The organism is Marnyiella aurantia (assembly GCF_014041915.1).
In the GTDB taxonomy this organism is placed as follows: Bacteria; Bacteroidota; Bacteroidia; order Flavobacteriales; family Weeksellaceae; genus Marnyiella; species Marnyiella aurantia.
Window position 1 is genome coordinate 1,607,110 of record NZ_CP059472.1, and the last position, 13,861, is coordinate 1,620,970.

Sequence of the window (13,861 nt, forward strand, 5' to 3'; positions counted from 1 at the left end):
GATTAAAGTGTGCACCGGCATTTATGCTGTGGATGGTAACGATTGACGGATAAGGTTATATCAACAAAATAATAATGCTATATACACAAAAAAGGCCGCATTTCTGCGGCCTCACGAAATCATAATTTAAATATTACACTTTCTCCTTCTTTGCTTTTGGCGCTTCCTCTTTTTCCAAAGCATCTTTCTCCTCATTCAATTTAAGGACAAGGGTCTGACCTTCGGAAATCTGCTTATTTACAAGCATTTCGGCAATAAGGTCTTCAATATACTTCTGAATAGCTCTCTTCAGCGGTCTTGCACCAAAGTCTCTGTCCCACCCTTTTTCTGCAATGAAATCCTGTGCTTCTTCTGTAAGCTCAACAGTATAACCCAGTTTTTCTAGTCTTGCATAAAGTTTAGAAAGTTCCAGATTAATAATTTGCTTAATATCTTCTTTAGACAGTGAATTAAAGATAATGATATCATCAATTCTGTTCAGGAATTCCGGCGCGAATGCTTTCTTAAGCGCATTCTCAATTGTAGCTCTGGCTCTTGCGTCGGAAGACGATTTCTTAGCAGTAGTGCCGAAACCAACACCGTCGCCAAAATCTTTAAGATCTCTGGTTCCGATGTTGGATGTAAGGATTATAATGGTATTCCTGAAATCGATCTTACGTCCCAAACTGTCGGTTATATGGCCTTCGTCCAGAATCTGCAGCAATATGTTGAATACATCCGGATGCGCTTTTTCAATTTCATCAAGAAGCAGTACTGCGTAAGGTTTTCTTCTTACGGCTTCAGTAAGTTGTCCGCCTTCTTCATATCCCACGTATCCCGGAGGCGCACCTACCAGTCTGGAAACAGCGAATTTCTCCATATATTCACTCATGTCAATACGGATAAGTGCATCGTCACTGTCAAACAGTTCGCGGGCCATTACTTTTGCAAGCTCAGTCTTACCAACACCTGTGGTACCCAGGAAGATAAATGTACCGATAGGTCGGTTAGGATCTTTCAGTCCGGCGCGGTTTCTCTGTATGGCCTTTACTACTTTTTTCACCGCTACCTCCTGTCCGATGACCTTGCCGTTCAGTTTATCATCCATCTGCGCGAGCTTGTCAAGTTCGTTTTTACCTACTTTGGTCACAGGTATTCCACTCATCATGGACACTACCTCGGCTACACTTTCCTCGCTAACAACTTCCTTCTTTTCCTTCACATCCTTATCCCACTGTTCCTGGGCTGAAGCCAGTTCACGGGTAAGTCTTTCCTCCTCATCTTTAAGTTTACGGGCTTCCAGGTAATCCTGTGCCTTTACTGCCTGTTGCTTCTGAGTTTTGATTTCTTCAATTTTCTTCTCATTTACAATTATTTCAGTAGGCACCTTCATATTCTTGATGTACACCCGCGAGCCTGCTTCATCCATGGCGTCAATGGCTTTATCGGGCAGAAAACGGTCCGTAATATATCTTGAAGTCAGGTTTACACAGGCATTTATGGCCTCGTCTGTATAAGTTACATTGTGATGATCTTCATATTTATCTTTAATCTGATTCAGGATAAGGATGGTCTCATCAATTGAAGTTGGTTCAACCATCACTTTCTGGAACCTTCTTTCGAGGGCACCGTCTTTTTCAATATACTGGCGGTACTCATCCAGAGTAGTGGCTCCAATGCATTGAATTTCGCCCCGTGCCAACGCCGGTTTAAACATATTGGAAGCATCCAGGCTGCCTGTGGAGCTACCCGCACCTACAATGGTATGAAGCTCATCAATGAACAGAATTACGTCGCGGTTCTTTTCCAGCTCGGTCATGATGGCTTTCATCCGTTCTTCGAACTGACCACGATATTTGGTTCCAGCCACCAAACTGGCCAAATCCAGTGTAATCACACGTTTGCCATATAATACCCGCGAAACTTTTTTCTGGTGAATACGAAGAGCAAGACCTTCGGCAATTGCCGATTTACCCACACCAGGCTCACCAATAAGCAGCGGATTATTCTTTTTGCGGCGCGACAATATTTGTGAAACCCGTTCAATCTCTTTTTCACGTCCGATTACAGGGTCCAGCTTACCGTCCTTTGCAAGGGTTGTAAGGTCTCTGCCAAAATTATCCAAAGTAGGAGTTTTACTTTTACCCGAGCCTAAACTTGCGCCCGGCTTACGCATCTGGCCGTATTCTTCCCTCTCATCATCATCATCATAAGCGCTCATCTTTGGGGTTTCACCGGAGTTCTTAAGCATAAGCTGATATTCACGTGACACGCCTTCATAGTCTACATCATAAGCGCTCAAAATGCTTGAAGTTGGATCCTCAAACTTATAAAGAATACCCAAGAGCAGATGCACGGTATTAATCTCCGCGCTTTTATACTGGCGGCATTCCAATTCGGACCGCTTCACGGCCTGATCGGCCAGTTTGGTAAACGATATGTTTGGTATTTCATCACTGAGTAAATTGACTCCCGAAACAGTCATGGTTTCAATCTTCCTGCGGATCTGGGTAAGATCTGCATTAAGATTCTGCAGAATTTCACGCGCTGAATTATCGGTTTTTATGATTCCCAAAAGCAGATGCTCGGTATTCAGGAATTCACTTTTCAGCCGTCGTGCTTCGCTTTTGCTGTGTTTGAAAACTTTGTCCAAACCATCTGAAAATTTATAATCCATAATTAGGTTCTCATTAATAATAAGGCGGCGAATTCCAGCCTTAATTACATTCTAAGTTACAAATACTTTACCAAAAACCAAATAATGACTTTCTGGCAGGCAGGTTTTTATCATCTTACTGGAATTGATTAGATTTGCGTACCTAATCCACTTCTATGAGCCCAGAAATTGCAAGTTACTGCGGATATACAGCCTCAGTATTTATCGTTTTAAGTTTCGTGCTGAAAGACATAAAAAAGATCCGGTTTGTTAATATGATCGGATGCATCCTTTTTGTGCTTTACGGAATATACAGCGGAATGCTTTGGCCAATAATTATACCTAATGCGATCCTTTGCTTTGTCCAGATTTATCATCTCATCAAGAAAGAAAAGGTTTCCTCATGAAAGTTTTAGTTTCTGCGTTCAGCAGTCTTTATACAGATCAACGCATTGAAAAGGTTTGCCGGACTCTTCACAATAATGGCTACAGCATCAGTTTGATCGGCAACAACTGGGATGGCGCCGGAAAAATGGAAAGGCCCTATCCCTTTTTCAGGATTTCAATGACTTCCACTGTTCTGCGCTATGCCTATCCCGAATTCCAGTGGAAACTTTACAGGGAATTGGACCGGAGAGTTGATAAGGAAACAGTCCTGTTGGCAAATGATCTGGATGCACTGTTACCCAATATGCTTATTGCCAGAAAGTATAAGATACCAGTGGTTTTTGACAGTCATGAGATTTTTACTGAAATGCCTGCCATCCAAGGTCGCTGGACGCAGAAAGTATGGAAGTTCCTTGAAAAAAAACTCGTGCCTGGCATGAAATACATGATGACCGAAAGTGAGAGTTATGCAGAATGGTTTACGAACACATACGGGGTAAATCCTGTGGTGGTCCGCAACATACCACGCGTCATTAAAGAACCAATAACGCTTACTGAAAACGACACTAAGATTATTCTCTATCAGGGTGCAATAAACAAGTCACGAGGCATACCGAGCATTATACTTGCAATGCATCATATTAGCGGTGCGAAGCTGATTATTGCCGGCGACGGGCCAATGCGTACTGAGTATGAGAAACTTTCTGCCGATGAAGGCCTGGAGAGCAAGGTCCATTTTACCGGAAGACTGCATCCCGACGAACTACGAAAAGTTACGCGCACAGCAGATGTTGGAGTGAGTGTAGAGGAAAACGGCGGCGTAAGCTACCTTTATTCACTCCCAAACAAAGTTGCCGATTATATACAGTCACGGGTACCTTTAGTCATGATTAACTTTCCTGAAATGAGAAAGGTATACAGTCAGTTTAAAGTTGGAGAAATGGTAGATAATCATAATCCTGAAAATCTGGCTGCCAAAATAAAAACCGTTCTGGATAAAGGCAGATTATATTATCAGTCTGAACTTCATAAGGCCGCCGAGGCTCTGAACTGGGAGAATGAGGAGGATAAGATCATAGGTCTCTTCGAAAAAGTTCAAAAGGAAAACTTTCGCTAATTTTGCAGCATGACGATTAAAGAGAAACAGCAGGAATTAGTTGATGAGTTTGAATTTCTGGAAGATTGGGAACAGAAATACGAATATCTGATAGATCTGGGTAAGCAGTTAAACAACTTCCCGGAAGACAAAAAGACCGATGACAATCTCATTAAAGGCTGCCAGTCCAAAGTGTGGATAGACGCCAGTTTCCGGGACGGAAAGCTGTTTTTCAATGCAGATTCCGACGGTATTCTGCCCAAGGGCATAGTTGCGTTGCTTACTTCCATTTATAGTGGCCATACCACTGAGGAAATATTAGGTTCAGATTTCGAGTTTATCTCCCGTATTGGCCTGCAGGAATTTCTCTCTCCCTCACGGGCCAACGGACTGATGGCCATGACTAAGCAAATTAAATTTTACGCCGTAGCATATCAACTGAAATCGTGAGTACCGTCCTTGCATACCGGTTTTCAGCGTTTGGCGATGTAGCCATGACGGCAGTAGTCATACGTGAATTTCTGGAACAAAATCCGGACACCGGGATGGTCATGGTTTCCCGGGAGCATTTCAAACCGCTTTTTAGCAGCATACCAAATCTCGTTTTCAAAGGAATTAATTTGGACGATTATAAAGGTTTCTTTGGGATGCAGAGACTTGCCACCCAGTTAATCGGTGAATTTAATCCTACTCATATAGCAGATCTACATGATGTGATCCGCACTAAAATCCTTAACAGGAAGTTCGCCAGGAAGGGCTTTAATGTTGCAGTGATAGATAAGGGCAAAGAAGAAAAAGAAGTGCTTACCGACATTTGGAACCTAGGGAAGCAACCGCTCCGCACTACAGTGGAACGTTATGCGGATGTTTTTAGAGCCCTGGGTTTCGGACTGACACTTTCGCATACTCTCAGACCCGACAGTGCCCCCAGGTCAGGAATCGGATTTGCGCCTTTTGCCCAGCATAAAGGCAAGATGCTTCCATTGGATAAATCATTTGAACTCGCCAGGCTTCTTTCGCAAAAAAAGGACATCTATTTTTTCGGCGGAGGTAAGGAAGAGATAGATACATTGGCTCAGTGGGAAAAGCAGATACCAAATACAAAAAGTCTGGCCGGTACCCTTTCGCTGAGTCAGGAACTGGAAAAGATCTCAAGTCTGGAGGTGATGATCTCAATGGATTCGGCAAATATGCACCTTGCCAGCCTGGCAGGCACACGCTGCATATCCGTTTGGGGCTCTACACACCATTTTGCCGGCTTTCTGGGATATGGACAGAGCGAAGATGACATCGTGCAGGTAAAAGACCTGACCTGCAGGCCCTGCTCGGTATTCGGGGACCGCGAATGCTTTCGCGGAGATTATGCGTGCCTGGAGGAAATCCACATTCAGCAGATACTTGAAAAACTCTAAACATAAAACCTCAGAAAGCTCTGAGGTTTTTTATTTGAATGTGTTTGCTGTTTCAAAGGACAGTATAAAACCACCAGACTTTAGCAAAAAAAAATCTCAGATTTCTCTGAGATTTTGTGGGCCCTGAGGGATTCGAACCCCCGACCCTCTGGGTGTAAACCAGATGCTCTGAACCAACTGAGCTAAGAGCCCTAAACCGTTATTTGATGTCTCAAATTTTGGTGTTGCAAATATACAAGCTTTTTTTATTTCTCCAAATTTTTTTCTAAAAATTCTCCAACAATAAAGTTGCTTCCACCAATAAAAATCATTTCTCCGTCGCTAACATTTTGTAAAGCAGCAACATATCCATCCTGTAAATTTTGATAAATTTTATAATTTATTTTAGCGTTTTCCAGTAAATTCCGGTACTCGGCCGGATTTCTGCCGCGTTCAATGTTCGGCTTTACAAAATAGTACGATGAGTTAGGCGGTAAAATCTTTAAAACCTCATCAATTTTTTTGTCATTAACAAAGCCTAACACAATATGTTTACGGCAGTCCATGCTGTTTAACTGCTCAAAAACTTCAGTTAGCCCAGCCTGGTTATGGGCGGTATCGCAAATCGTAAGCGGATCTTCTGAAAACTTGAACCACCGTCCGATGAAGCCCGTGTTTCTGTATACATTCAGCATCCCTGAAGCTATATGTTGAGGGGCAATGCTGTATCCAACCTTCCGGAGTTCTTCAACAAGAGCAACTGCAACCTTAATATTCTTTTTTTGATAGTTTCCTGTAAGGTCCGAGGTTAAGGTGGTTTCAATGGCTGTGGCATCAATAAATGGAGCGTTCTTTTCCAAAGCTCTCGCCCGCATAATGCTATGTACCGTGAGGTCGTCATCTCCGCAAATAATGGGTGTCTTACTTTTTATGATACCAGCTTTTTCGGCAGCAATTTCTTCCAGAGTATCACCCAGGATGTTCTGGTGGTCCAGTGCCACATTCGTAACGGCACTTACTAAGGGCTGAATTATATTCGTAGAGTCCAGCCTGCCACCCAGGCCAACTTCTATAATTGCCAGATCTACATTGTTGTGATGAAAATATTCGAATGCCATTACCGTGGTGAATTCAAAAAATGAAGGACGGATGTCTGTGGGCAAAGTTTTAAGTTTCTGTATGAATCCGCAGACAAATTCCTTTGAACAGTTCTCACCGTTAATCTTTATCCTCTCCGTAAAATCAATCAGATGCGGCGAGTTATAAAGTCCTGTTCTGTATCCGGCTTCCTGCATTACCGATGCCAGCAGGTTACTTGTAGAACCTTTACCATTGGTACCTCCAATATGTACTGTTTTTATCTTATCCTGTGGATTTCCGAAGAACTCACACAGCTTAACTATATTATCCAGACCCGGTTTATAGGCCTTCTTACCTTCGAGCTGATAATTTGGTGCCTGCACGAAAAGCCATTCGATCGCTTGCTGATACTCCTCATTTGTCATTTCGCAAATTTCAAAAAAGATTTCAATTGCAGGCGCATGATCTTCTGAAAATTGTAACATTTCCAAAGCTACATCGTCTAATCACCTAAAATAGCGAATGAAAAAACTTCTGTTTTTGGCTTTAGGCTGTGTTTTCATCGGAACAAATGCCCAAAAAAAGTGGACATTGCAGGAAGCTGTGGAATATGCCGTTCAAAATAACCTGCAGGTCATCAGTTCGCAAAACAATCAGAGGATACAGCAGAACTCTCTCAGTATAGCAAAGCGGGAGTATTTACCATCCGTGGCAGGTAACGTAAATAATAATTTTTCATTCGGGCAGGGCAGGGATTTTTTCGGAGCCACCCAGCGGAATGATAATTTTACGAACAGTGTTAATGTTGGAGCAGATATACTGCTTTTCAACCACGGACGTATTGAAAAGAATATTCGGCGGACACAGTATGAACTGGAAGCAGCAGGTTATGATGTGGAACGCGTGAAAAATGATATTTCACTGCAGGTGGCGCAGCAGTATCTACAGATCATGCTGAATAAGGAAGTTGAAAAGATTGCGTTAAGTTCTCTGCAAAATGCCACAAAACTTCTGGACCGTGCCAAAATTACCACTGAGGTAGGCACAACAGCCAGAACTATATTGGCAGAAGCCGAGGCCGCGGTATCCCGGGAAAACCAAAACTTAAAGAATGCCGAAATCAATACTGACAGAAGTCTGTTTGCGCTGGCCCAGTTGCTCCGGTTAACTGATTATAAAAATTTTGATGTTGCTGAGGTAGATGTAGAACAGCAGCCACAGGCACCACTTCATTCAGCCTCCGATATCATTGAGACCGCATTCGGCAATCAGCCGCAGATAAAAGCTGCTGAAAGCCGGATTAAAGCCGCCCAGGCACAAACCGAAATTACAGAAACAGCTTTCTGGCCCACAATATCAGCCAGCGCAGGCATTGGATCTTCTTATTTTAATTCATTGGTAAAAAGATATGATCAGTTGGGGAACCTTGTTAAAGACCGAACTTTTTTCGAGCAGTATCAGGATACTTTTGGACAGCAGGTAGGACTGTCGGCCAATATTCCCATCTTCAACAAAGGTATTACGAGATTACAGGTGGAACAGAGCCGTATCAATGAGGAAGTTGCCCAAAACGCACTTGAAATTCAGCGTCAGGAAGTACTCCAGAATGTGCAGAGGTCTCAGTTTGATGCCGAATCGAGTTATGAATCCTATCTGGCAGCCCTGGAAACTGAGAAAAGCACCGCCCTGGCACTGGACTTTACCGAAAAAAGTTATGCTGCGGGCCGTGCTACGATCTATGATGTGAATGTGGCCAGAAACAATTATGCTAATGCACAGGGTTCTGTAGCCCAGGCTAAGTACAATTATATTTTCAGCCTGAAATTGCTTAACTTCTATGCAGGTATCCCGATTACATTGTAAAAATTAGTAGCCTGAAGCACTTTAATGTCAGTTACTCTTTTAGAAAAATATCTTCCCCCCCAATCCTTGCCATATCTGAAGGACTGGTTTGGCAGTCACAGGATCCACATCAAGATTACACGCGGAAGGTCTACAAAATTAGGGGATTACCGTAAAATGCAGGATGGGAGTCATCAGATAACCCTAAACTCCACGCTGCAGCCCCATTTGTTTTTTTTCGTGCTTAGCCATGAACTTGCACATCTAATCGCATTTGACCGCTTCGCGGGAAGAATAACAGCACACGGCACCGAATGGAAGAAAATTTTCGGTGAAATGCTGCAGGACAGTATTAGTGTATATGCAGAGGACCTTCAACCCATCATTTTTCGCTTCTCACAGTCGCCTAAGGCAAGTTTTATGGCAAGCCCGGAACTGGTAAGATATTTCCATATTGAAGATTATGAGGATGAAAGCAGTTATGTTGATGATCTGGGTTTACAGGACCGTTTCATTTACCGAAAGAAGACATATATCATAGAGCAGAAACTTAAAAAAAACTATATTTGTGTTGAACTGGAAACCGGGAAAAAATACATTTTCAAACCCCTGGCCAGAGTCCAAAAAATAAGCTAAACATGTTAAAATCAGATAATTACTGCGTCATAATGGCTGGTGGTATTGGAAGCCGGTTCTGGCCCATGAGCACGCAAAAGTTTCCCAAGCAGTTTCAGGATATTCTGGGTACAGGCAGGACAATGATCCAGCAAACCTATGACAGGATAAGCCAACTGCTGCCCGCCGAAAACATTTATGTAATTACCAATAAGGAATACGTGGAACTTTCGCAGTCCCAGCTTCCTGAAGTACCGGCTGAAAACATTGTGGGCGAGCCAATGATGAAGAACACCGCCGCCTGCAACATTTACATGGCCAGCAAAATTGCTGCAAAATCACCTGATGCTAATATTATCGTCCTGCCCGCGGACCACCTGATTGTTAAAGAAAAAACCTTTCTGGAGAAGGTGAGTTATGCATTCGGACTGGCGTCGCAGCATGATTATCTCATTACACTTGGAATTACTCCCACTCGTCCGGATACAGGATACGGCTATATTCAGTTCATTGATACTCCCGGCAAAGAAATATCAAAAGTGAAGACTTTTACAGAAAAACCCAGTCTGGAAATAGCAAAAACCTTTCTGGAAAGCGGCGACTTTCTGTGGAACTCCGGAATTTTTGTCTGGAATGTTAAAAGCATATACAGTGCTTTCGAAAATTACCTGCCGGAAATGTGCGAACAGTTCAGTTCCTGTGAATACAATTCGGACCGTGAAAGCCAGTGCGTGGAACTGATTTACCCAAAGGTGACCAAAATTTCAATAGACAACGGTATACTGGAACGCGCAAATAACGTATATGTTATCCCGGCAGATTTGGGATGGAGCGATCTGGGAACCTGGACCTCTGTATATGAAAACGCCGAAAAGGACAGCCAGAAGAATGCGGTGAACTCAAAATATGTAATGACCTACAATTCAAAAGGCAATGTAGTGCGACTGAAGAACAGCAGCAAAGCTGTGGTTTTAGACGGACTAAAGGACTATATAATTGTTGATACAGACAAAGCATTGCTCATTTGTCCGCGTGCAAATGACCAGTTGATAAAGCAGTATGTTCAGGATATAAAGAACCTGAAGAATGGCAACAAATTTATATAAGAAGCGTAGGCAATAAGATTGAGTATTGTCCGTTTTTTATAGTCGGCACATAGGTGCATATTTTGGTTTATGAAAAAAATCTTCGTCCTTACATCGCTTTTCGCGGCACTGTCTTTCCAGTCTCAGGAGAAGAAAGTCCACTTCACAAATGCGGAAAACCTGCTTCGGGACATCAGCCCGGACCGGAATATCATTTCGTGGACAGTAATTCATCATCTTGAAGGGAAAGACCGCGTCCTTACCACCGAACGGAAATCTCCGTTTGAGAGTCAGGGCAAGGGTTTTAAACTTAACCCTCAAGAGCGTGGTTATTACTATATTGCATTTACACAGGCCGGAAGTACACAATACATTACAGATCCCAATTCTTTAAAATCGTTTATAGGTCGGATTGATAACGGCGAGGAAGCTGCGTTGGCTGCACTTGCACATGGTTATCAGATTGATTTTGAATTTAAAGATTACGCGGCCAACTATGTGGATCACGGCAGTTACTATATCGTAGATGCAGGAAAGGTCACCTCACTGGAATGCCCATTGTCCAGGGTTCATTATACCATGCGTGTTGACAAAGCCACGGGCGCAGTTTCTGAAGAAAAAGATTTAGGACCCTATTTTGAACTTTATGGTAAGGAATGCAAGAACAATCCCCATTACAGTGCTCTGGACAGGCAGATAGAAGAGGCAAAGCTTCGTGCTGAGGAGCAGAAAAGGATACAGAAGGAACTGACTAAGAAGATGGAAAAAAAAGTGCGTAAACAGCAGCGCAGGAATTAATCCGCGCTTAAGATTTGCTGCGCGGCCGCTTTGGACTTCACTTTGTCTATCCTGCGAACGCAGATTCCTTTTTCGTCAAAAATAAAAGTGGTGCGTACGATACCATAATAAGTTTTTCCGAAGGTTTTCTTTTCCTGCCAGACTCCAAATTTTTCCACTATTTCCCTTTGCTCATCGGCTATAAGGTCATAACCTAAATTAAATTTCGTGTGGAAGTTCTTCTGCTTCTTTACCGAATCTGCTGAAATACCCAGCATACTGTACCCGGCTTTTTGCAGCTCAGCGAGATGGTCGTTTAAATTGCAGGCTTCAGCGGTGCAGGTGGGAGTATTGGCCTGAGGATAGAAAAACACAACTGTTTTATGACCGAGGAAGTCTGAACTCTGGACCGTTCGGCCTTCCTGGTTAAGCGCGGTAAACTCCGGTAACTGATCTCCTGCATTCAACATAAAGGTTAATTTTGTTCAAATTTAAATTTAAAATGACAAAAAAGCAAAGGGCTGCCATTGTAATAAACGAACTGGAGAAACTGTATCCTACCGTACCCATTCCGCTGGACCATACCGATCCTTTCACTTTACTGGTGGCAGTAGCGCTGTCTGCACAAACGACAGACCGGAAAGTGAACCAGATTACGCCCGCACTTTTTGCCGTGGCGGAAACACCTTTCAAAATGCAGAATCTTGAAATTTCTGAAATTAAAGATCTTATTAAAGAAATCGGTCTTGCGAATCAGAAAGCAAAAAATCTGAAGAGGATGGCCGAACTTCTGGTAGAAAGGCATGATGGTGAAGTGCCGCAGACTTTTGAAGAGCTGGAGGCACTGCCAGGCGTGGGACACAAAACAGCAAGTGTGGTAATGAGCCAGGCTTTTGGCGTGCCTGCTTTTCCTGTAGACACGCATATTCACCGGCTGATGACACTCTGGAAACTTACCAGCGGCAAAAATGTACAGGAAACGGAGCGTGATGCAAAAAAAATATTCCCGAGGGAATTATGGAATAAACTGCATCTTCAGATTATCTTCTACGGCCGCGAATATTCTCCCGCACGCGGAAAACGCGAAGGAGATTTCATTACCAAAATGTTAAATCTGTAGTAATTGTTTATTGCTTAGAAGCCCAAATCTTCATTTTCCTGTCCAGAACATCAAGTGGCAACGATCCCTGGTTAAGTATCTCATCATGAAATTTCGGTAAACTGAATTTCTTGCCCAACTCCTTCTCATATTTCGTTCTCAGTTCACGTATTTTAAGGCTGCCAATTTTATAACTGAGTGCCTGTCCCGGCAAAGCCATATATCTTTCAATTTCCGCTGTTGCCGCAGCTTCATCATAGGAAATATTGCTCAGGAAATAGCGGATTGCCTCTTCCCTGTTCATCCGGCCTGTATGTAGGCCGGTGTCTACCACAAGTCTCACAGCACGAAGCATCTGATCACTCAGGTAACCCATTTTCTGATAAGGGTCTGTATACAGCCCTAACTCCGGTCCCAGGGTTTCACAATAATGCGCCCAACCTTCACCATAAGCTCCAAGCCAACCAAAGCGCATGAATTTCGGGAGTTCAGTATTTTCCTGCTGCAGTGAAATTTGATAATGATGTCCCGGGATCGCTTCATGTAGAAACAGAGATTCCATTCCGGACGTAACGTTGAATCTGGTTGCATCCGGAATCGGCATATAAAAGATACCGGAGCGTTTTCCGTCTGGGGTTCCGGGCACATACTCGGCACTGGCTGTTGCCTCGCGGAACTTTTCAGTCTGCCGGATCTCAAAAGGTGTTTTCGGGCTGTTACTGAACATTGACTTGAGTTTGGGCGAAATTTTCTTCAGGATATCATTAAATGCATTAATCACTTCTTTCTCGGTTTTATACGGCATGGCCGCCGGATCTTCCTTAACATGCGTAATAAACTGATCCAGGTTTCCCGTAAATCCTACCTGCTGCTTTACTTTTTCCATTTCCGCACGCAGCATCGCTACTTCTGCGAGACCGGTTTTATAGATATCATCCGGGGTTTTACTTGTTGTAGTCCAGTTACGTGCATTAAAGGCATAAATATCCTTCCCTTTGGGCAGCGCATTTATCCCGTCCGTATCGCGGGCTTTTGGCAGATATTCTTTTTGCAGAAAATCTCCCATAGCAGTGTAGGCCGGAACGATCTTCTTCCCAATCATATCTTTATATGCAGCGGTAAATTTCTCTTTTTGTTTGTCTGTAAAACTTTCCGGAAACTTATGCACGGGACCGTAAAAAATATTTTTCTCCCAATCCGTTGTTATAATCTCTTCAGCACGCATCTGAGCGATCATCTTCACGACCAGCTTTTTGGGAAGTACATGGCCCGCAGCGACGCCCGCGCGGAAGTTTTCGGTAGCTGCCGTCATCCAAAGCGGAAATTTAGCAGCACGCTTTAGCCAGTCTTCGTAATCTTTTTCAGTTTTGAAGGGCTGTGTGCCCTCGCCCGAACCCAGCAATGGGAAATCAAGCGGTAATCCGCTAAACTGTGTGAACGGAATATATTCGGGTTTATAGGCATAGCGTTCGATCTTGCCTTTCAGGATAAAATCCAAAACATCATACACGGTCTTATCTTCGTCAGAGAGATTTCTGTAATTCAGCTTCTCCATCTGCTTCTGTACGGAATTGTAAAAGGCAATCTCGCCGGCAATATAATCCTTATCAATATCGATGGCCAACTGATCGTTGTAGCGGTAGTCCCCCTGTGCAGTAGCTTCCAGGGGATACAGTTTCAAATACTGTTCATAATAATTGGCGGCTATGGAATCAATTTCCATTGGAGTTACGCGGGTTAACGGAGAATCGGTTTTTTTACAGGAAACTGCTGCAAACAGCAAACCTAAAATTAACAGATACTTCACTGATATATGGTTCATCACAGATAATTTAACATGCTAAATGTAATTAT

13 protein-coding genes and 1 tRNA gene are annotated in these 13,861 nt (G+C 43.2%); 9 read left to right on the forward strand and 5 right to left on the reverse strand.

Annotated features, from left to right (window positions below):
- Positions 1-133: 133 nt before the first annotated feature.
- The gene (locus H1R16_RS07365; RefSeq protein WP_181887216.1) at positions 134-2,656 is read right to left on the reverse strand and encodes an ATP-dependent Clp protease ATP-binding subunit; all 2,523 of its coding nucleotides are present in this window, start codon (positions 2,654-2,656) and stop codon (positions 134-136) included.
- 155 nt (positions 2,657-2,811) lie between these two features.
- Between H1R16_RS07365 and H1R16_RS07370 the strand changes: the two genes are divergently transcribed.
- From H1R16_RS07370 to H1R16_RS07385, 4 genes are read left to right on the forward strand one after another with little or no spacing between them, the layout of a single operon-like run.
- Complete coding sequence (locus tag H1R16_RS07370; RefSeq protein WP_181887215.1) at positions 2,812-3,042, forward strand: uroporphyrinogen decarboxylase; 231 nt, start codon at positions 2,812-2,814, stop codon at positions 3,040-3,042.
- Positions 3,039-4,139: a glycosyltransferase gene (locus H1R16_RS07375; protein WP_181887214.1), complete on the forward strand. Its 1,101-nt coding sequence runs from the start codon at positions 3,039-3,041 to the stop codon at positions 4,137-4,139. The genes H1R16_RS07370 and H1R16_RS07375 overlap by 4 nt, the downstream gene beginning before the upstream one ends.
- Positions 4,140-4,148: 9 nt before the next feature.
- On the forward strand, positions 4,149-4,568 hold the full coding sequence (locus tag H1R16_RS07380) for a SufE family protein (RefSeq protein ID WP_181887213.1): 420 nt from the start codon (positions 4,149-4,151) through the stop codon (positions 4,566-4,568).
- A complete protein-coding gene (locus H1R16_RS07385; RefSeq protein ID WP_228451377.1) occupies positions 4,565-5,530 on the forward strand; it encodes a glycosyltransferase family 9 protein in 966 nt (321 codons plus the stop codon). The genes H1R16_RS07380 and H1R16_RS07385 overlap by 4 nt, the downstream gene beginning before the upstream one ends.
- A 117-nt stretch (positions 5,531-5,647) precedes the next feature.
- On the opposite strand, the gene H1R16_RS07390 is transcribed toward H1R16_RS07385, so the two are convergent.
- Together H1R16_RS07390 and H1R16_RS07395 are read right to left on the reverse strand one after the other, a co-directional pair.
- Positions 5,648-5,722 (reverse strand) — tRNA-Val (locus H1R16_RS07390).
- A 53-nt stretch (positions 5,723-5,775) separates the two neighbouring features.
- Positions 5,776-7,014 (reverse strand): bifunctional folylpolyglutamate synthase/dihydrofolate synthase, encoded by a 1,239-nt coding sequence (locus tag H1R16_RS07395; RefSeq protein ID WP_181887380.1) that lies wholly within the window; start codon positions 7,012-7,014, stop codon positions 5,776-5,778.
- Positions 7,015-7,111: 97 nt separating this feature from the next.
- Between H1R16_RS07395 and H1R16_RS07400 the strand changes: the two genes are divergently transcribed.
- The 4 genes from H1R16_RS07400 (at position 7,112) to H1R16_RS07415 (ending at position 10,929) form a co-directional block, all read left to right on the forward strand.
- Complete coding sequence (locus tag H1R16_RS07400; protein WP_181887212.1) at positions 7,112-8,452, forward strand: TolC family protein; 1,341 nt, start codon at positions 7,112-7,114, stop codon at positions 8,450-8,452.
- A 24-nt stretch (positions 8,453-8,476) separates the two neighbouring features.
- Positions 8,477-9,067, forward strand: a complete 591-nt coding sequence (locus H1R16_RS07405) for a SprT-like domain-containing protein (protein ID WP_181887211.1) — start codon at positions 8,477-8,479, stop codon at positions 9,065-9,067.
- A 2-nt stretch (positions 9,068-9,069) separates the two neighbouring features.
- Complete coding sequence (locus H1R16_RS07410; protein WP_228451076.1) at positions 9,070-10,152, forward strand: mannose-1-phosphate guanylyltransferase; 1,083 nt, start codon at positions 9,070-9,072, stop codon at positions 10,150-10,152.
- A gap of 69 nt (positions 10,153-10,221) precedes the next feature.
- Positions 10,222-10,929 carry a hypothetical protein gene (locus H1R16_RS07415; protein ID WP_181887210.1) on the forward strand — a complete coding sequence of 236 codons (708 nt, stop codon included), beginning with the start codon at positions 10,222-10,224 and terminating at the stop codon, positions 10,927-10,929.
- Here H1R16_RS07415 and bcp read toward each other — a convergent pair.
- Entirely contained in the window at positions 10,926-11,378 is a 453-nt protein-coding gene (bcp, locus tag H1R16_RS07420) for a thioredoxin-dependent thiol peroxidase (protein ID WP_181887209.1), read from the reverse strand. The two genes, H1R16_RS07415 and bcp, sit on opposite strands and share 4 nt — an antisense overlap.
- Before the next feature lie 32 nt (positions 11,379-11,410).
- Between bcp and nth the strand changes: the two genes are divergently transcribed.
- A complete protein-coding gene (gene nth, locus H1R16_RS07425) occupies positions 11,411-12,028 on the forward strand; it encodes an endonuclease III (protein WP_181887208.1) in 618 nt (205 codons plus the stop codon).
- A gap of 7 nt (positions 12,029-12,035) precedes the next feature.
- Here nth and H1R16_RS07430 read toward each other — a convergent pair whose 3' ends face one another.
- Complete coding sequence (locus H1R16_RS07430) at positions 12,036-13,829, reverse strand: DUF885 domain-containing protein (RefSeq protein ID WP_181887207.1); 1,794 nt, start codon at positions 13,827-13,829, stop codon at positions 12,036-12,038.
- Positions 13,830-13,861 lie beyond the last annotated feature (32 nt).